The sequence below is a fragment of the Bifidobacterium magnum genome (genome assembly GCF_000741255.1).
In the GTDB taxonomy this organism is placed as follows: Bacteria; Actinomycetota; Actinomycetes; order Actinomycetales; family Bifidobacteriaceae; genus Bifidobacterium; species Bifidobacterium magnum.
Genome location: NZ_JGZB01000003.1, coordinates 258,521 through 277,629 on the forward strand (window position 1 = coordinate 258,521; position 19,109 = coordinate 277,629).

The 19,109-nt window shown below is 61.8% G+C and carries 14 protein-coding genes and 1 pseudogene; 13 read left to right on the top strand and 2 right to left on the bottom strand.

From position 1 onward, the window contains the following. The first annotated feature begins 38 nt into the window (after positions 1-38). The 8 genes and pseudogenes from oxc (at position 39) to gmk (ending at position 10,448) form a co-directional block, all read left to right on the top strand. Positions 39-1,799, top strand: coding sequence for an oxalyl-CoA decarboxylase (oxc, locus tag BMAGN_RS03070; RefSeq protein ID WP_022859242.1), 1,761 nt, complete (start codon positions 39-41; stop codon positions 1,797-1,799). 123 nt (positions 1,800-1,922) lie between these two features. Then, positions 1,923-3,029 (top strand): AEC family transporter, encoded by a 1,107-nt coding sequence (locus tag BMAGN_RS03075; RefSeq protein WP_022859243.1) that lies wholly within the window; start codon positions 1,923-1,925, stop codon positions 3,027-3,029. Between the two features lie 167 nt (positions 3,030-3,196). After that, entirely contained in the window at positions 3,197-3,760 is a 564-nt protein-coding gene (gene efp / locus BMAGN_RS03080; RefSeq protein WP_022859244.1) for an elongation factor P, read from the top strand. Positions 3,761-3,812: 52 nt separating this feature from the next. Then, positions 3,813-4,256, top strand: coding sequence for a transcription antitermination factor NusB (gene nusB / locus BMAGN_RS03085; RefSeq protein WP_022859245.1), 444 nt, complete (start codon positions 3,813-3,815; stop codon positions 4,254-4,256). An 87-nt stretch (positions 4,257-4,343) separates the two neighbouring features. After that, a pseudogene (carA, locus tag BMAGN_RS03090) lies at positions 4,344-5,544 on the top strand (glutamine-hydrolyzing carbamoyl-phosphate synthase small subunit). Continuing rightward, on the top strand, positions 5,544-8,912 hold the full coding sequence (carB, locus tag BMAGN_RS03095) for a carbamoyl-phosphate synthase large subunit (RefSeq protein WP_026501883.1): 3,369 nt from the start codon (positions 5,544-5,546) through the stop codon (positions 8,910-8,912). The pseudogene carA and the gene carB overlap by 1 nt, the downstream one beginning before the upstream one ends. A 22-nt stretch (positions 8,913-8,934) precedes the next feature. Then, complete coding sequence (pyrF, locus tag BMAGN_RS03100) at positions 8,935-9,849, top strand: orotidine-5'-phosphate decarboxylase (protein WP_033510484.1); 915 nt, start codon at positions 8,935-8,937, stop codon at positions 9,847-9,849. Continuing rightward, complete coding sequence (gene gmk, locus BMAGN_RS03105) at positions 9,849-10,448, top strand: guanylate kinase (protein WP_026501885.1); 600 nt, start codon at positions 9,849-9,851, stop codon at positions 10,446-10,448. The genes pyrF and gmk overlap by 1 nt, the downstream gene beginning before the upstream one ends. Positions 10,449-10,546: 98 nt before the next feature. Here the strand turns inward: gmk and ilvD are convergent, their stop codons facing one another. Next, positions 10,547-12,406 carry a dihydroxy-acid dehydratase gene (ilvD, locus tag BMAGN_RS03110; RefSeq protein WP_026501886.1) on the bottom strand — a complete coding sequence of 620 codons (1,860 nt, stop codon included), beginning with the start codon at positions 12,404-12,406 and terminating at the stop codon, positions 10,547-10,549. Between the two features lie 165 nt (positions 12,407-12,571). Between ilvD and rpoZ the strand changes: the two genes are divergently transcribed. The 5 genes from rpoZ to fmt all read left to right on the top strand — a co-directional run bounded on the left by rpoZ (position 12,572) and on the right by fmt (position 18,275). Then, positions 12,572-12,856 (top strand): DNA-directed RNA polymerase subunit omega, encoded by a 285-nt coding sequence (gene rpoZ, locus BMAGN_RS03115; protein ID WP_022859248.1) that lies wholly within the window; start codon positions 12,572-12,574, stop codon positions 12,854-12,856. A gap of 115 nt (positions 12,857-12,971) precedes the next feature. Then, positions 12,972-14,192, top strand: a complete 1,221-nt coding sequence (metK, locus tag BMAGN_RS03120; RefSeq protein WP_022859249.1) for a methionine adenosyltransferase — start codon at positions 12,972-12,974, stop codon at positions 14,190-14,192. A 6-nt stretch (positions 14,193-14,198) separates the two neighbouring features. Then, entirely contained in the window at positions 14,199-16,445 is a 2,247-nt protein-coding gene (locus BMAGN_RS03125; RefSeq protein WP_022859250.1) for a primosomal protein N' family DNA-binding protein, read from the top strand. 33 nt (positions 16,446-16,478) lie between these two features. Continuing rightward, complete coding sequence (locus tag BMAGN_RS03130; RefSeq protein ID WP_022859251.1) at positions 16,479-17,210, top strand: HAD family hydrolase; 732 nt, start codon at positions 16,479-16,481, stop codon at positions 17,208-17,210. 75 nt (positions 17,211-17,285) lie between these two features. Beyond that, entirely contained in the window at positions 17,286-18,275 is a 990-nt protein-coding gene (gene fmt, locus BMAGN_RS03135; protein ID WP_022859252.1) for a methionyl-tRNA formyltransferase, read from the top strand. 33 nt (positions 18,276-18,308) lie between these two features. On the opposite strand, the gene serB is transcribed toward fmt, so the two are convergent. Next, positions 18,309-18,995, bottom strand: coding sequence for a phosphoserine phosphatase SerB (gene serB / locus BMAGN_RS03140; protein ID WP_026501889.1), 687 nt, complete (start codon positions 18,993-18,995; stop codon positions 18,309-18,311). Positions 18,996-19,109: the final 114 nt, after the last annotated feature.

Below are 19,109 nucleotides of genomic sequence, written 5' to 3' on the forward strand. Positions count from 1 at the left end.
TTATGGTGAAGCTATAAGTTCGTCGATTGGAGGATAAAATGACGGATGAAGTTACTTCGACCACTGAGAATCTGACCGATTCCCCGCACTACCTCGCCGAGGCGCTGATCAAGAACGGTGTCAAGCACATGTATGGTGTGGTTGGCATTCCGGTTACCGATTTCGCGCGTATCGCCCAGGGCATGGGCATCCGTTTCATCGCTATGCGCCACGAAGAGGACGCCGTGAACGCGGCCGCCGCTGAAGGTTTCCTGACGGGTCGTCCGGGCGTCGCCCTGACGGTGTCCGCACCGGGCTTCCTCAATGGTTTGGCTCCGCTGAAGGAAGCCACTGAAAACGGCTTCCCGGTCATCATGATCGGTGGCTCTTCCACGCGCAACGTGGTGGATCTGCAAGAAGGCGAGTACGAGGGCCTCGACCAGCGCGCTTACGCCGAGCCGTTCACGAAGGCCGCCTACCGTCTCGACAAGATCGAAGACGTCCCGCTGGCTGTGGCACGTGCCATGCATGTGGCCAGCTCGGGCCGTCCGGGCGCCGTTTACCTGGACTTCCCGGATGACGCCGTCGCCCAGACGATGACCAAGGCAGACGCCGACGCCACGCTGTGGACCGCCACGGATCCGAACCCATCCGTCCAGCCGACCCAGGCCTCCATCGACGAAGCGCTGCAGCTGCTCGCCGGCGCCAAGAACCCGCTCGTCGTGATCGGCAAGGGCGCCGCAATCGCCCAGGCCGAGGACGAGGTGCAGGAATTCATCCAGAAGACCGACCTGCCGTTCCAGCCCATGAGCATGGCCAAGGGCCTGATCCCGGACACCGACAGCCACAGCACTTCTTCCTGCCGCGGCCTGGCGCTGCGCACGGCCGATGTGGTGCTGCTGATCGGCGCACGCCTCAACTGGATGCTGAACTTCGGCGAGAAGGGCTGGAACCCGAACGTCAAGTTCATCCAGATCGACATCAACCCGGAAGAGTTCGAGAACTCCCGCAAGATCGATGTGCCGGTCTTCGGCGACATCAAGTCCGCGATGACGATGCTCAACGAGGGCTTGGCCAAGACTCCGGTCAAGGCTTCCGAAGAATGGCTGAACCTGCTGCAGGCCGACAAGGACAAGAACAACACCAAGTTCGCCGCCCGCGTCAACTCCGGCAAGGTGCCGATGGGCCACTTTGATGCGCTGGGCGCGATCAAGAAGGTGTATGACAAGCACCAGGACCTCTACCTGGTCAACGAAGGCGCCAACACGCTCGACATCTGCCGTGACGTCATTGACGTGTACCAGCCGCGCCACCGCCTTGATTGCGGTACGTGGGGCGTTATGGGCTGCGGCACGGGCTACGCCATCGGTGCTGCCGTGACCACGGGCAAGAACGTGCTGTACATCGGCGGCGACTCCGCATTCGGCTTCGACGGCATGGAAGTGGAAACCGCTTGCCGTTTCAACCTGCCGATTACTTTCGTGGTGCTCAACAACGGCGGCATCTACCGTGGCGACTTCGAGAACCTCGGCAATGATGGCGATCCGTCCCCGCTGACGCTGATGTACGACGCCCACTATGAGAAGATGATCGAAGCCTTCGGCGGCAAGAGCTACTACGCCACGACGCCTGAGGAAGTCGAGCAGATGGTCGAGGAAGCCGTCGCTTCCGGCAAGCCGAGCTTCGTGCAGGTGCAGCTGGCCATTTACGCGGGCGGCGAGTCGGGCCACATCGGCGATCTCAACCCGAAGCCGGTCGTCGGTCCGCTGGCGACCTCGGAAGTCACCGCGAACGATTACCTCACCGGCGCTCGCATGTGACCTTATGCGGACGGTGCGTTAGCGCCGGACGCCCTTTGCCGGCGACCGGGTTTCCTTATCGGGGGATAGGGAATCCGGCTGCCGGCATTCAAATGATTCGTATATTGAAGAAATCTGATAATCATGGAAAAAATTATTGTTGTGGACATCGTCCCGATCATCGTGATCATGGCGTTGGGCTATGTCTGTGGAAAATTCCGATACTTCGACGACGACCAGCGCCAGGGCCTGAACAAGGTCGTGCTGGACATCGCACTGCCTGCCGCGTTGTTCATCTCCATCGTGAAGGCGACGCGCTCCATGCTGGCCCAGGACGCCGTCCTGACCATCCTTGGCTTCGTGGGCATCATCGTGATGTTCATGCTCAGCTACTTCCTCTGCCGCCTGATGTTCAAGCACAACATCCAGGAAGCAGCCGTGTGCGCATTGATCGCCGGCTCCCCGACGATCGGCTTCCTCGGCTTCGCAGTGCTTGATCCTATCTACGGCAACACCGTGAGCACCAACCTCGTCATCGCCATCATCTCTATCGTGGTCAACGCAGTAACGATCCCGATTGGCATGTACCTGATCAACCTCGGCCAGTCCAAGGACAACCGTGAGGCCGCCCTCGCCGCCGCGAACAACGCCCGCACCAACACCGCGCAGAAGCACGCCGACGTCGCGGTGGATCCGAGCAAGGATCCGAGCAAGGACAAGAACGCCGAAATCATGGTCGGCACTTCCTCCAACAAGGGCAAGGCTTCCCACCACAAGATCAAGAACCCGAACATCGCTGCACTGGTCAACGCGCTTGAACAGCCTGTGTGCTGGGCTCCGTTGCTCGCCATCGTCCTCGTGCTTATCGGCATCCGTATTCCGGACCAGGTCGCTCCTACCTTCGACCTGATCGCCAAGGCGAACTCCGGCGTGGCCGTGCTGGCCGCAGGTCTGGCACTGTCCACCGTGAAGTTCTCGCTCGGCTGGGAAACCATCTGGAACACCATCTACCGTTTGCTCATCACCCCTGCGGCCTTCCTCGGCGTCGGCCTGCTGTGCGGCATGGGCCACGACATCACCAAGCTGAGCATGCTCGTGCTCTCCGTGGCACTGCCTCCGGCATTCTCCGGCATCATCATCTCGAGCCGTTACAACATCTACGTCAAGGAAGGCGCCTCGACCACGGCCGTTTCGACCGTCGCGTTCGCCGTCACCTGCCTGCTGTGGATCTGGCTCGTGCCGAAGTTCTAAAGTTTCTTCAATATAAGAATCTGCAAGGCGTTTTGTCCGGCTTCGCCGGGCGAAACGCCTTTTTTGTTTGCCGACAATAATATTGCGCGGAACGCTGTATAGGCGATATGGCATACTAGCTAAGGCTATTTTCAGCTTGTTAAACGTCGAATGAATAGGTGAGGCAATTGGCACAGACTACTAACGACATCAAGAACGGTTCCATTCTTAACCTCGACGGCCAGCTGTGGCAGGTCATCAAGTTCCAGCACGTCAAGCCGGGCAAGGGCCCCGCTTTCGTGCGCACGACCATCAAGAACGTGCTGTCCGGCAAGATCGTGGACAAGACCTTCAACGCCGGCATGAAGATGGAATTCGAGACGGTGGACAACCGTACGCTGCAGTACTCCTACGATGATGGCGACAACTACGTGTTCATGGACATGACCACGTACGACCAGATCATGATCCCGAAGACGCTGCTGGGCGACAAGTCCAAGTACCTGCTTGAGGGCACCGACTGCATCATTTCCTTCCACGACGGCACGCCGCTGTCCGTGGAACTGCCGGCATCCGTGATCCTGACCGTGACGCACACGGAACCGGGTCTGCAGGGCAACCGTTCCAACGCCGGCACGAAGCCGGCCACCGTGGAAACCGGCGCCGAGATCCAGGTCCCGCTGTTCATCGGCGAAGGCGAAAAGGTGAAGATCAGCACGGAAGACGGCTCCTACCTGGGCCGCGAGAACTGATATAGTTCTTCACAACGTTATTGGTATTGCAGATAAGGACACATCAAGTTCTATGTCACGTTCCACCGCACGCAAAAGGGCTTTGAACACGCTGTATGAAGCGGACGAGAAGGGCCAGGATTTCATTAGCCTGCTCGAAGAGCGCATCAAGGAGCCGGGAGCGCAAACCCCGTTGCCCGAATATGCCATTGAAATCGTCCGTGGCGTAGCCGAACACCAGCCGAACATTGATGCTATGCTCAATGAACATTCCACAGGTTGGAAACTTAAGCGCATGCATGTGCTCGATCGTAATATTCTGCGAATCGCAGCATGGGAAATCATGTACAACGATGAGATCCCGAACAAAGTCGCCATCGATGAGGCGTTGAACCTGTCGAAGACCTTGTGTGACGACGATTCGCCGGCGTTTATTCACGGCTTGTTGAGCGCGGTTTGCACCGCTATCGACGCGCAGCCAGCCGCTGAACCGGACGGTGAAACCAAGTCTGAGTAACCAGACGTAATAGTTGGTATCGGTCGCCGGGTCGCGCAGTATTGGTTCCTCTTCGTTGGACTAGTTCAATGATGAAGGAGGCAGTACGTGGGTGATCCGGCGACCGTTTCATATTCCGCGAACAATGCAGTACTGGGTGCTCGAAGACGGGCGCGTTTTTGTAGGAGACCCGTTTGGCGCCACTGGCCAGACCACTGCGGAAATCGTGTTCGCCACCGCGATGACGGGATATCAGGAAACACTGACCGACCCAAGTTACGACCGTCAGATCGTGGTACAGACGTTCCCCCATGTCGGCAACACGGGCATGAACGGCCAGGATCCGGAATCCTCGCGTATTTGGGTGGCCGGCTATGTGGTGCGCGATCCCAGTCCCATGGTCAGCAATTGGCGCGCCACCTCCAGTCTCGACGCCGAGCTGGAACATGACCATATAGTAGGCATCTGTCGAATTGATACGCGCGCCCTCGTACGCCACTTGCGTTCGTGCGGCGTGATGCGAGCCGGCATTTTCTCGGGCCCCGCCCTCCTTGATGAGGACGGCCGCGTACGCAATATCGATTCGCTGCTCGCCGACGTGCGCGCCACACCTCCGATGGAAGGCTCGAGCCTGTATGAGGAAGTAAGTACGCGCGAACCGTACATTATCGAACCCGTATTGGAAGACGGAGCCGACCCCGTCGCCGTGGTCGCAGCCATCGATCTGGGCATCAAATCCATGACACCGGCGCGACTGGCGCAACGCGGCTGCCGCGTGCACGTATTGCCGGCGTCCGCGACCATCGATGACATCCGCGCGCTCCAACCGGACGGCGTCTTCTTCTCCAACGGCCCGGGCGATCCGCAGGAAGCCGACGAAATGGTGGCGCTGGTACGCGCCGTTCTCGACGAAGGCTATCCCGTATTCGGCATCTGTTTCGGCAACCAGCTGCTGGGCCGCGCGCTCGGATTCGGCACCTACAAACTCAAGTTCGGACACCGAGGCGTCAACCAGCCCGTCCAGGACCTGACCACAGGCAAAGTGGAAGTCACCGCGCACAACCATGGTTTCGCCGTGGACGCGCCCATCGGCGCGCCGACGGTGGCCCCGTTCGCGGACGGCAAGTACGGCCGCGTCATGGTCAGCCACGTGGACCTGAACGACCGTGTGGTCGAAGGCCTGCAGTGTCTCGACATTCCGGCGTTCTCCGTGCAATACCATCCGGAAGCCGCGGCAGGTCCGCATGACGCTTCTTACCTGTTCGACCGTTTCGTAACCCTTATGTCGCGCGCCCAGGAGGACCGCTAATGCCAAAACGCACAGATATTTCCTCGGTCATGGTCATCGGTTCCGGCCCGATTGTGATCGGCCAAGCCGCCGAATTCGACTACTCGGGAACCCAGGCGTGCCGCGTGCTGCGCGAAGAAGGCATCCGCGTCATCCTCGTCAACTCCAATCCGGCCACGATCATGACCGACCCGCAGGTCGCCGACGCCACGTATATCGAACCGATCGATACGCACATTCTTGAACAGATCATCGCCAAGGAGCGCCCCGACGCGCTGCTGCCCACACTGGGCGGCCAGACGGCGCTCAACGCGGCCGTGGCGCTCGGCAAAGCCGGGGTTCTTAGCAAATACCACGTGGAACTTATCGGCGCCGACCTCGAGGCGATCGACCGCGGCGAAGACCGCGAATCCTTCAAGAAGGTCGTGGAGGAAGCGGGAGCCGAATCGGCCCGCTCCGATATCGCCCATTCGCTCGAACAGGCCGACGAGATCGCGGCGCGTTTCGGATTCCCCGTAGTCGTGCGTCCGAGCTTCACGATGGGCGGCCTCGGATCCGGCATCGCCCACAACACCGAAGAGCTGCACCGTATCGCCGGCCAAGGCCTGCACGATTCTCCGACCGAGGAAGTGCTGATTGAAGAAGGCATCGAAGGCTGGAAGGAATACGAGCTCGAACTCATGCGCGACCGCAACGACAACGTCGTGGTCGTCTGCCCGATCGAAAACGTCGATCCCGTGGGCGTGCATACGGGCGACTCCATCACCGTGGCCCCGGCGTTCACGCTGACCGACCGCGAATACCAGAAGCTGCGCGACATCGGCATCGCCATTATCCGCGGCGTGGGCGTGGACACGGGCGGATGCAACATCCAGTTCGCCGTGCACCCGCAAACGGGCCGCATCATCGTGATCGAAATGAACCCGCGCGTATCGCGTTCCTCGGCGCTCGCGTCCAAAGCCACGGGATACCCGATCGCCAAAATCGCCACCAAACTCGCGCTGGGCTACACGCTTGACGAAATCCGCAACGACATTACGCGTTCCACGCCGGCCTGCTTCGAACCGACCATCGACTACGTGGTCACCAAAGTCCCGCGTTTCGCGTTCGAAAAGTTCCCGGGCGCCGATCCGCGTCTGACCACCTCCATGAAGTCGGTGGGCGAAGCCATGGCGCTCGCCGGAAACTTCACCGAATCCCTCGGCAAGGCCATGCGTTCGATCGACAAGCGCGACATGATGTTCAGCTGGGACCGCGACGCGCCTGACGCCGAAGAGGTACGCGAACTCCTGGAAGCGATCGCCGTGCCCACCGAATACCGCTACGTGCAGATCATGCGCGCGCTATGGGGCGGGGCCACGCCCGAACAAATTGTGGACATTACAAAAATCGATCCATGGTTCGTGGCGCAATTCGCCGCCATCAACGCCATGGCGCTCGCCGTCAAGGAGGCTCCGCGCCTGAGCGAAGACCTGTTGCTGCGCGCCAAGCTCACGGGCCTGTCCGATTTGCAGATTGCGCATTTGCGCAATATGGGCGACGCCGGCGAAAACACGATTCGTGAACTGCGCTGGACCTACAACATGCATCCCGTGTTCAAGACCGTGGATACCTGCGCCGCGGAATTCGACGCGCTCACGCCCTACTATTACTCCACCTACGCCGAGGAAAGCGAAGTGCGACCGCGCGAACGCGAGGCCGTGATCATCCTGGGCTCGGGCCCCAACCGCATCGGCCAAGGCATCGAATTCGACTACACCTGCGTGCACGCGGTACAGGAACTGGGCGCCGACTATGACACGATCATGGTCAACTGCAATCCCGAAACCGTCTCCACCGACTATGACATGTCCGACCGACTGTACTTCGAGCCGCTCACGTTCGAGGACGTCATGGAAATCTATGAGGCGGAACGCCAAATGGGGCCTGTCAAGGGCGTGATCGTGCAGCTTGGCGGCCAGACGCCGCTGTCCTTGGCGGCGCGCCTGAAGGCGGCCGGAGTCCCGATTCTCGGCACGACGCCCGAATCCATCGACTTGGCGGAAAACCGCGAGCTGTTCGGCGAAGTGTTGCGCGAGGAACACCTGAACGCGCCGCGCTTCGGCACCGCGCTGTCCCTGCAGGAGGCGCAGGAGGCCGCGCACTCGATCGGATATCCCGTGCTCGTGCGCCCAAGCTACGTATTGGGCGGTCGCGGCATGGAAATCGTGTACACGGACGACCAGCTGGCCACCTATGTCAACCGTGCGCTCGAGCAGGCGCAAGCCGACACGGTCGTGTCGGGACGCCTTCCCTCGCCGCTGTTGATCGACAAGTTCCTGCAGGACGCCGTGGAAATCGACGTGGACGCGCTGTTTGACGGCGAGGAACTCTACATCGGCGGCATCATGGAACACATTGAGGAAGCGGGCGTCCACTCGGGCGACGCCGCATGCTCGCTGCCGCCGTCCACGTTAAGCGACAGCCAGATCAGCCGGTTGCGCAGCGCGACGCTCGCCATCGCCCGCGGTTGCGGCGTGCGCGGCCTGCTCAATGTGCAGTATGCGTTCATGGCCAATACGCTGTATGTAATCGAGGCCAACCCGCGCGCCTCGCGCACCGTGCCGTTCGCCTCGAAGGCGACGGGCGTGGCGCTCGCCAAGGCCGCCGCGCGCATCATGGTGGGGGAGAGCGTCGCCCAGCAACGTGAACGCGGGCTGCTTCTGCCGCATGGTGACGGCGGATCCATCCGCCGCGACCAGCATGTGGCGATCAAGGAATCCGTGTTGCCGTTCCGCCGCTTCCGCACTCCTGTAGGCCGTACGGTCGATATTCTGCTGGGCCCCGAAATGCGCTCGACGGGCGAAGTCATGGGATTCGACCGCGACTTCCCTCACGCGTTCGCCAAGAGCCAGCTGGCCGCCTACGAGGGAGGCTTGCGCTCCAGCGGCAACGTGTTCCTGTCTGTCAACGACACCGACAAGCGGCAGCTGCCGTTGTTCGCCGTCCGTCTGGTGGAGCTGGGCTTCACGTTGTGGGCCACCGAAGGCACGGCGTCCGTGTTGCGCCATTACGGCATCGACTCGCGTGTGGTGGATAAAATCACGACGCGCATCGATTCCGAGCAGCAGCCCCACGAACTGGTACAGTCCGCGGACGGCTCCGTGGGCAAGAACGTGGTGCAGCTGATCGAAGAAGGCACGATCGACATGATCCTGAACACGCCCAATTCGCACGGTTCGCGCGCTGACGGATACTCGATCCGCGCGGCCGCCATCGCCGCCGATTTGCCGCACTTCACTACCATGACGGAATTCTCGGCGGTGTTGCTTGCAATCGAAGCCGTGAAGAAGCATGATTATCAAATCATGAGTATTCAGGAACATGCGCGCCGCATGTTCCATGAATAAATCCGACGGAAAGAAGACGACAATGACTGGAACTGGCCTGAATCACGGTCGCAAATCCGGTATGGATTTCGGCTCGCGCTTGAGCAAATCGATGCATGAATACGGGCCGTTGTGCGTGGGCATTGATCCGCACCGCCAACTGTTGCAAGAGTGGGGATACAATGTCGACGCCCAGGGCGCGGAGCTGTTCGCCATGCGCATGCTCCAGGCGGCCTATGGACGCGCCGCGGCCGTCAAGTTCCAGCTGTCCATGTTCGAGCGCTACGGGTCGCAAGGATTCGCGGCGCTCGAACGCGTGCTGTATGCGGCACGGCAAATGCACATCATCACCATTGTCGACTGCCTGCACGGAGGCCTGCCCACCACCATTTCGGCGTTCTCCGACGCGTATTTCCACCCCGATTCGCCGCTGCACGCCGACGCGATCACGATGCTGCCGTATTACGGGGCCCGTTCGCTGATGGGCGTGATCGGCGACGCGCTCGAAGAGCAATGCGGCGTGTTTGTGGCGTCGCTCACTTCCAACGAGGAAGGCGCCAGCCTGCAGACGGCCGTGCGCCAGTCGGGCGAATACAAAGGCAAAACCGTCGCGTACGGCATTGCGCACATGGCTCAGAAATTCAATGAATCGGCCAATGGCATGGGATCGGTGGGGCTCATTATCGGCGCCACGATCAGCCAGTGGTTGCAGGATTCCGAGGTCGCTCCCGCCAGCTTTACAGGCCCTATTCTCTCCCCGGGGTATGGTTGGCAAGGTGCTGAAGCGGACGATTTGCGGCAAGTATTTCGGGGGACCAATGGTAATGTACTCGTTACCGTTTCCCGCGGTATTGCCAAAAAGGGCCCCGATATCTCGTCATTGGCGCAAGCCACGGAATCGACGGCGCTGGATATTCGACAGGCATTGATGGACGTCTCGTTAGAAGGAGAGAGGTAGTGGAGGACGCACGCGTCAAGCAGGGTGGACGACTTATTGTGCTTACAGGTCCTACGGCGGTAGGAAAAGGAACCGTGGAGGCCGCGCTGCGCGCCAAGCACCCCGATGTCTGGGTGTCGGTTTCGGCGACCACCCGCGCACCGCGTCCGGGCGAGCAGAACGGCATTACCTACTGGTTCATGAGCGAAGACGAATTTGCCCGCGAAGAGGCCGCCGGCGACTTCCTCGAGACGGCGCTCGTCCACGGCATGGCCCATTACGGCACGCCGTTGGCTCCCGTGCTGGAACATTTGGCCTCCAACACGCCCACCATTTTGGAAATCGACTTGCAGGGCGCGCGCCGTGTCAAGGAACGCGCCGCCGAACTGGGCCTTGATGTGGAATACGTGTTCTTGGCGCCGCCAAGCTTTGAGGAGCTGGTTCACCGCCTCGTCGGCCGCGGCACGGAAAACGAGGAGCAGCGCAAGCGCCGCCTGGAAACCGCGAAGGTGGAGCTCGCCAGCGAATCGGAGTTCGACGTGACGATCGTGAACAACACGGTGGACGAGTCCGCCGAGGAACTGTGGAACATCATCGCCGAGGAATACGGATTGGCGTAAGCCGCGGGGGTCATGCGCCCATACGCAATACGCAATACGACGAAAAGGGGCTGTAGCGCATTTTGCGTCGCAGCCCCTTCTTTGCTCTTGTTGCCCCGTCAGTCGAGTCCGGAAAGCCGGTCAATGAGCTCAGGATCACGCGTGGCGCCCTTGTCTGCGGAACGCGCGAACGCGGCGTAGGCCTTGAGCGCCTGCGACACCTTGCGGTCGCGGTGCGCCTTGTAGCCGTCGCCGGCTTCGAGCTCCTTGCGGCGCGTCTCGAGCTCCTCGTCGCTTACCAGCATGTCGATGGTGCGGTTGGGAATGTCGATACGGATGATGTCCCCGTTGCGCACCAGCGCGATGGGACCCTTGCTTGCCGCTTCCGGAGCCACATGGCCTATGGACAGGCCCGAAGATCCTCCCGAGTACCGTCCATCCGTGATCAGAGCCACGTCCTTGCCGATGCCCTTGCCTTTGACGAACGAAGTGGGGTAGAGCATTTCCTGCATACCGGGGCCGCCCTTGGGTCCTTCGTAGCGGATGATCAGCGCTTGGCCGGGCTGAAGCGTGTCGTTGAGAATGACCTCGATGGCTTGCTCCTGGGATTCGACCACGAGTGCGGGCCCTTCGAAATTCCAGATTTCTTTGGGCACGCCGGCCGTTTTCACCACGCATCCGTCGGGTGCGAGATTGCCGCGCAGCACCGCGAGTCCGCCTTCCGTCACGGCCGGATGGTCAATGTCGTGGATGGCGCCCTCGACGCGGTCGGTGTCCAGCTGCTCGAACAGCGTGGTATGCGTCCAGGGTTGCGGCGAAGTGATGCCGCCCGGCGCCGCCATGTACAGGCGTCGCGCCTCTTCGGTACAGGTGGGGCGCATGATGTCCCAATCGGCAAGCTTGGCTTCCAAGGACGGGTAGTCCACCGAATGCGTGTCGCGGTGCAGTTTGCCGGCCCGGTCCAACTCGCCGAGAATGCCCGTAATACCGCCTGCGCGGTGCACGTCGGAAATCTCCCACGGGCCGGAAGGCGAGGCCTTGCAGATGCACGGCACCGTATGGCTGATGCGTTCGATGTCGTCAAGCGTGAAGTCCACGTCCGCGCTTTGTGCCATCGCAAGAATGTGGAGCACGGTGTTTGTAGAGCCTCCCATGGCCACGTCCATCGTCATGGCGTTTTCAAACGCGTGCTTCGTGGCGATTGAGCGCGGCAGCACGCTTTCGTCGTCCTCGTGATAGTAGCGGTTCGCCAGCTTCACTATGGCTTCGCCCGCTTTGGAGAACAGGTCCTTGCGGTAGGTGTGCGAGGCGAGAATCGTGCCGTTGCCCGGAAGCGCCAAGCCGATGGCCTCGGTCAGGCAGTTCATGGAATTGGCCGTGAACATGCCCGCGCACGAGCCGCAGGTGGGGCAGACGGACTGCTCGTAGGCGAGCACATCCTCGTCGCTCATCGTGTCGTCAGCCGACGCGTACATCACGTCGATGAGATCCGTATGCTCGCGCACGCGCCCGTCGGGCAAGACGGTGGTGCCCGCCTCCATGGGGCCGCCCGACACGAAAATCGTGGGAATGTTCAGGCGCAACGCCGCCATAAGCATGCCCGGCGTGATCTTGTCGCAATTGGAAATGCAAATAAGCGCGTCGGCGCAATGCGCATTCACCTGGTATTCCACGGTGTCCGCGATAATGTCGCGGCTGGGCAGCGAATAGAGCATGCCCGTATGCCCCATGGCGATGCCGTCGTCCACGGCCATCGTGTTGAATTCGCGCGGAATGCCGCCCGCACGTTTGACGGCCTCGCTGACAAGGCGTCCCACTTTGTTTAGGTGCACATGTCCCGGTACGAATTCGTCGAACGAATTGGCCACGGCGACAATGGGCTTGCCGAAATCCTTGCCGTCCACGCCGGCCGCGCGGTATAGGGCGCGCGCGCCCGCGAAAATACGGTCGTTCATAATGGTCGCTGATCTCATCTTCATACCGTCTCATATACCTGAAGAAAGGGGCTTCGTGTAGGATGCTCCCATCATGTGGGCGCCTATATGAGACAGCGGTATTCGCGGCTCTTGGCAATGTCCCGTTAACGCGGTAATCTTGCTTGCTTGGAAGAGCATATTTAGTGTCTACGATTGGGAGATTCAACTATGGCATTCGGCACCGAGCCTACTCCAACTGGTCTTGCAGATCCGCCTATCGACGATCTGATGGAGCACGCGGATTCGAAGTATGCATTGGCCATTTTCGCCGCCAAGCGTGCGCGCCAGATCAACTCCTACTTCACCCAGCTCAACGAAGGTCTGCTGCAGAACGTCGGCCCGCTGGTCGAGTACCAGAACAACGAGAAGCCGCTGTCCATCGCATTCCGTGAGATTAACGAGGGCCTGCTCGAAGAGACGCTCGGTGAAGACGATCTGAGCGAAGGCAACTGATAGTCGTTCCATCCTGCCGCGAGCGCTCGCGAGACAGGTGACCATAACACCCCGGATTACGCAATGTTGTTCGGGGCTATTTTTTTGAATGTCCGTTTTATATTGAGGAGTTAAGTTGGCTGAACGGAAGTTGATTTCCGCCGAATCGGTGACCGAAGGACATCCGGACAAAATTTGCGACCAGATTTCGGACGCGATTCTCGACGACATGTTGCGTCAGGATCCGCATTCGCATGTTGCGGTGGAAACCTGCGCCACGAAGGGCCAATTCTTCGTGTTCGGCGAGGTGACGAGCGAGGGATACAGCGACATCCAGACCATCGTGCGTTCCGTGGTACGCGATATCGGTTATACGAGTTCCCAGATCGGCCTAGACGCCGATTCGTGCGGCGTGGTCGTCTCGATCAGCGACCAGAGCGCGGAAATCAACCAGGGCGTCGCCCGCTTGTCGCGCGACGAGGAAAGTGTCGCGAGCCGCGAGCGCCGTTACGAATCGCAGGGCGCCGGCGACCAAGGCGTCATGTTCGGCTACGCCAGCGACGAGACCGACACGCTGATGCCGTTGCCGATCTATTTGGCCCACCGTTTGGCCAAGCGTCTGACCGATGTGCGCAAGAGCGGCGAGGTGCCGTTCCTGCGTCCGGACGGCAAGACGCAGGTCACCATTGAGTATGGCGACCACGACGAGCCTGTGCGTCTCGACACGGTGCTTATTTCCACCCAGCATGATCCGACCGTGGACCAAAAGTGGCTTAAGGACCAGCTCAAGGCCCGCGTGATCGATCCTGTGCTGGCCGAGGTGCTCGATCCTTCCATCGACGTTTCGGGCTACCGCGTGCTGGTCAACCCGACCGGTTCGTTCATCATGGGCGGTCCGGCGGCGGACGCAGGCCTTACGGGCCGCAAGATCATTGTGGACACATATGGCGGTGCCGCGCACCATGGCGGTGGCGCGTTCTCCGGCAAGGATCCGAGCAAGGTGGACCGTTCCGCGGCATATGCGGCGCGTTGGGTGGCCAAGAACATTGTGGCCGCGGGCCTTGCGCACAAGGCCGAGGTGCAGGTCGCGTACGCTATTGGCGTGGCCGATCCCGTATCGGTGAATGTGGAAACTTTCGGCACGGAGCAGGGCGTGACACGCGATCAGATCCAGCAGGCCGTGCGCGAGGTGTTCGATTTGCGTCCGGCCGCCATTATCGACGAGCTTGACCTGATGCGTCCGATTTACGCGAAGACCGCCGCGTACGGCCATTTCGGCAGGCAGGATCCCGATTTCACTTGGGAGCATACGAATAAGGTCGAGCAGCTGCGCGACGCCATCGCGGCGCTAGACTGAGCAATTATGAGTGAATCCTTGCAACAGCCCACCTTCGACGGCCTGTCCGCGCGCAAACGTCGCACTTCACGGACGCAACCGAAGGCGCGGGCTGTTGCCAAGCGCAATCCGATCGCCCATGTGGCGCTGAACGTGCAGGCGCCCCATTTGGGGCGCCTGTTTGATTATCAGGTGTTGGAGGACCAGGACGAGCTGGCTGTGCCCGGTGCGCTGGTCAGCGTGCGCTTCGGCCAGCGCGCCCGCGTGCATGGCGTGATCTGGAGCAGGGACGACACCACGTCGGTTCCCGCGAACGCCTTGAAACCGTTGACGCAGGTGATGTCGGCCCAGCCGCTCGTACCTGAATCGTTGCGCGAGGACATTGTGGCCGTTGCCCGAGCCTATGGCGGCACTCCCGCCAACGTGCTGCGCAACGCCGTGCCCACCTATGTGAAAAAAGTCGACAAGGAATACACTGTCACAGTTCAAAAGCTCGATCTTGGCGTTCCCGTGTTGCCTGAGGACGTGCGTGCACGCGTGGAAGCGCAGTATGGGGTGTTGCTGGAGCGCTACGAGCGAGCCGAAACATTGAGGCGCGCCCAGGAGGATCATGCATTCGCGTCGTTCATCTGGGACTGCATGCCCGGCACCGACGTGTGGGCGCGCGACCTTGCCACGCTTGCCGCGCACCATGTGGCACGCGGCGAGCAGGCCGTGCTGGTCATGCCCACGCAGCGCCATGTGCAACGCATGGTCAAGGCGCTGCAACGGCTGGGACTGGAACGGTATTCGCTTCCCGAAGACTTGGACCATTACGACGCGCGCGCCGTGGTGGGCGTGCTCGACGCGTCGCTGACGCCTCCCGAGCGGTGTGCGTCGTATTTGGCGGTGCGCGACGGCCTCATTCGCTGTGTGGTGGGCGTGCGCTCGGCCATGTATGCGCCTGTCGAGGACCATGCGTTGTGGGTGATGTTCGACGATTGCGCCTACCAGAACGCCGACGGCAACATGCCCCACGCCAATGCGCGTGGCGTGCTGCGTTTGCGCGCACAGGCACATGGCGGCATTTTCCTCGCCGCGGGCAACGCGCGCAGCGCGACCAGCGAATGGGAAACGGGCGACCAGGTGGTGGCCACTTCCGTGGGAGGCCCCAGCACGGGGCTGCACCCCATGTCCGACGCGTTACGTCCTGTCATGCCGCAAGTAAGATGGCTCAACCGCGACGAACTGGCGCGCATGGCGGACCCCACCATGGGCGCGCGCATTCCGCATACCGCTGTGCGCGCCATACGCCAGGCGTTGCGCTACGGACCCGTGTTGTTGTCCATTCCCCACGACGGCATCAGCGAATCGCTCAGCTGCGCACACTGCTTGCGCCAGGCGCGGTGCATGCGCTGTTCGGGACCCCTGGTGCGCACGGCGCAACAGTCGGTACGCTGCCAATGGTGCGCGGCCGCGGCCGGCGACTGGACGTGTCCGCATTGCCATCACGACAAGCTGCGCGTCATCCGCGTGGGTGCGGCCGGCACCATACAGGAATTGCGCGGCCTATTCCGCGACGTGCCGCTGGTAGTATCAAGCGCCGCAGCGCCGCAGGGAATCCTCGAATCCGTGGACAGCGCGCCGAAAATCGTGGTGGCGCCCGTGGGCGATGAGCCGCGCGTCACGGCGGGGGAGGGCACGACGGCCGCCTATCAGGCCGTCGCGATTCTGGACGCGTGGACGAGCCTGTATGAACGGGGACTCGACGCATATACGGAAACGTTGAACCGTTGGATGCATGTGGTGTCGTTGTGCGCGCCGCGCACGCATGGCGGTGTGGCGCTGGTGCTGGGCGAAACGGACGCCGTGCTCGTCAACGCCCTGTCCACGTGGAACAGCGCCGTGCTTGCCCGCCAGGAATGCGAGGAGCGCCAGGAAGCCGTGCTGCCGCCCGCCATCAGCGCGGCCACCATATGGGGGGATCGCGAAACGGTGATGGATATGCTGGACGCCATTGGCGTACGCGGCGCGGGAGAGTGGGCCACGCTTCCCGCATCGCAAGGCGGGATGCCGGCCGTGCTGGGTCCCGTTCCCATCGCCCCTCCGCGTACGCTCGCACACCGCGACCGCATGATGGAAGGCATGAACGACCGCGTCAAAGCCGTGGTGCGCGTGCCGACCGCGTCGCGCGACGCTTTGGCGCGACGCCTGGCCGCGGCGTCGGCGCGTTTCGGCGCCCAAGGCGCGCAGAAGGAACTCAAATACCACATGGATCCCAAAGACCTCATGTAAGCTAGGCGTCGGCCGTTACCAGAAAGGGACGTGATGAACACGAACAACAATATTGCCGCGGCATGGCCGGGAGACCCGCACCTGCCCCATGACGAGGTGGTGGCGCGCGGCAACGCCGCGTACGCGCAAGGCATGCCGCTTACCGATGTGATCTTTGATTTCGGCAACGTATTGATCCAATGGGACGCCGAGTCGGTGATGCTGCCGCGCTACAGCGAGGAATTGACGCGCCGGTTCTTCACCAACGAGTATTCGGGATTTTTCGACGCGTGCAACATGCTGGACAAGGGCGAGCCCACCGAACTCGCCTATGCGTATGTGCGCGAACATTACGGCGACCAGTGGGCGGACATGCTGCGCTACTACCACGAGAATTTCGTGGATTCGTTGCACGGCACCGTGCCCGGAGCCCGCATGCTCGTACAGGATTTGAAACGCGCGGGCATTGGCGTATGGGGATTGAGCAACTGGGACAAGGAGACGTTCCCGATCGCCAAGCGCCAGGTGGACGTGTTCGACGAGCTTGACGGCATGGTGGTCTCCGGCTATGTGGGCCGCATCAAACCGCACGCCGACATTTTCGAGTTCGCGCTCGAACAATTCGGCATCGACCGCGCCACCAGCGTGTTCGTCGACGACCGTTCCGGCAACGTGATGGGCGCGAACGCCGTGGGCATGCGCGCCATCCAGTTCCAGGATCCGCGCAAACTGCGTACTATGCTTATTGCGATGGGAGCCGACATTCCGCAAGTCGCGGAAGCGTAAGGGCGCACAGGCGCCGTTGACCGCGCCGCGCGGCGCGGAACATGATGTTTGGCCAGTTGGCAAGGAGGAGTAGCGATGTTGCGAGTATTGTTTGTGGGCACGCCGGAAGTGGCCGTGCCGTCCCTGCACATGTTGGCGGCGGACAAGGACCATTTTGAAGTGGTGGCGGCCCTGACACGCCCCGACGCGCCCACGGGACGCGGCCGCAAGCTGCAGCCCAGCCCCGTCAAGCAGGCCGCGCTCGAATTGGGCATTCCCGTCATCGAATCGGACCCCAAGGAAGAGTGCTTCATCTCCGAGCTCAAGGCGACCGGCGCCCAGGCCGCGGCGATCGTCGCCTACGGCAAGATCCTCAAGCAGCCCGTGCTCGACGCGCTGCCGATGGGCTGGTACAACCTGCACTTCTCGCTGTTGCCGCAGTGGCGTGGCGCCGCCCCCGTGCAGCGCGCCATCTGGGCGGGCGACACGCTTACGGGCGCGACCGTGTTCCGTTTGACCGCGGGCATGGATTGCGGTCCGATTCTGGCACAGTCGACCGTGCAAATCGGTGCGCATGAGACCTCGGGCGAGCTGTTGACGCGTCTGGCCGACGATGGCGCGCACCTGCTCGCCGCCTCGCTGGAAGCCATGGCCAGCGGCCAGATCATCCCGCAGGAGCAGCCGCAAGGCGCTTACGAAGTGGCCCAGAAAATCACGGTGGAAGACGCCCGCATGCGTTTTGACGTGCCTGCGTTCGCACTCGACCGCCAGATCCGCGCCTGCACGCCGCATCCCGGCGCATGGTGCATGCTGCATACGGCGGCCGGCGACGAAGGCGAGACGCTCAAGCTCCATGTACTTGAAGAGACGCCCGTCTCCGTGGACGAATTGGACGCGGCCGGACGCCAGGTGGTGGAAGAGGGACTTGCCCCGGGCCAGCTGCGTGCCACGAAGCACCACGTGTTCGTGGGCACGGCCACGCAGCCCTTGGAACTGCTTACGGTTAAGGCGCAGGGACGCAAGCAGATGCGCGCGGCCGACTGGGCTCGCGGCGCACGCCTCGAATCCGGAGCCTACTGCGACTGACGAAAACGGGCATTCCGGAGCGGCCGCCCTCGGCTAGTCTTGGCGCACGAAATCCAGTACGCGCATCAGGTCGCGCTCGTCAACCGTATATGGCGCCTGGGCGCGTACCGCGGGTTTCGCGCAAAACGCCACGCCCAGGCCCGCGTGCGTAATCATCGGCAAATCGTTGGCGCCGTCGCCCACGGCGATTGTCTGTTCCAGCGGTATGCCGGCCTCATGCGCCCAGGCGTGCAGGGATCGCAGTTTCACGTCCTTGGTAATGATAGGGCCGTCCAGCGTTCCCGTAAGCGTACCGTCCGCGACACCCAGACGGTTCGCGATCCAATGGTCGAGCCCCGCACGCTCGGCAAGACGGTCGACAATACTGTGGAAACCGCCCGATACGACGCCCACATGCCAGCCGTGGCCGTGCAACACGTCGATAAGCTCCAATGCGCCGCGCGTGAAATGCAGCCGCTCGTACACGTCGTCGAACACGGATACGGGCAGCCCCTCCAGCAGGGCGACGCGCTCGCGCAGCGCCTGCTCAAAATCGAGTTCGCCATTCATGGCGCGCGCCGTGATCGCACTGATACGGGCGCCCAAACCCGCGGCTTCCCCCAGTTCGTCAATGACTTCCTCGTCGATCAGCGTGGCGTCCACATCCATGACCAGAAGCCCGGGCCGGCCGAACGTGACAGTGGCCGGCGTGTCAAGGCTTTGCAAAAATTCACTGTTCATGTTTCGATTTTCCGAACGGATTGGGACAATAACGATATGCATATTTCATTGATTCTCGCCCAAGCGCAAACGGGCGCGCCATTGCAGTGCGCCACCGGAAACGACGGGCTTATC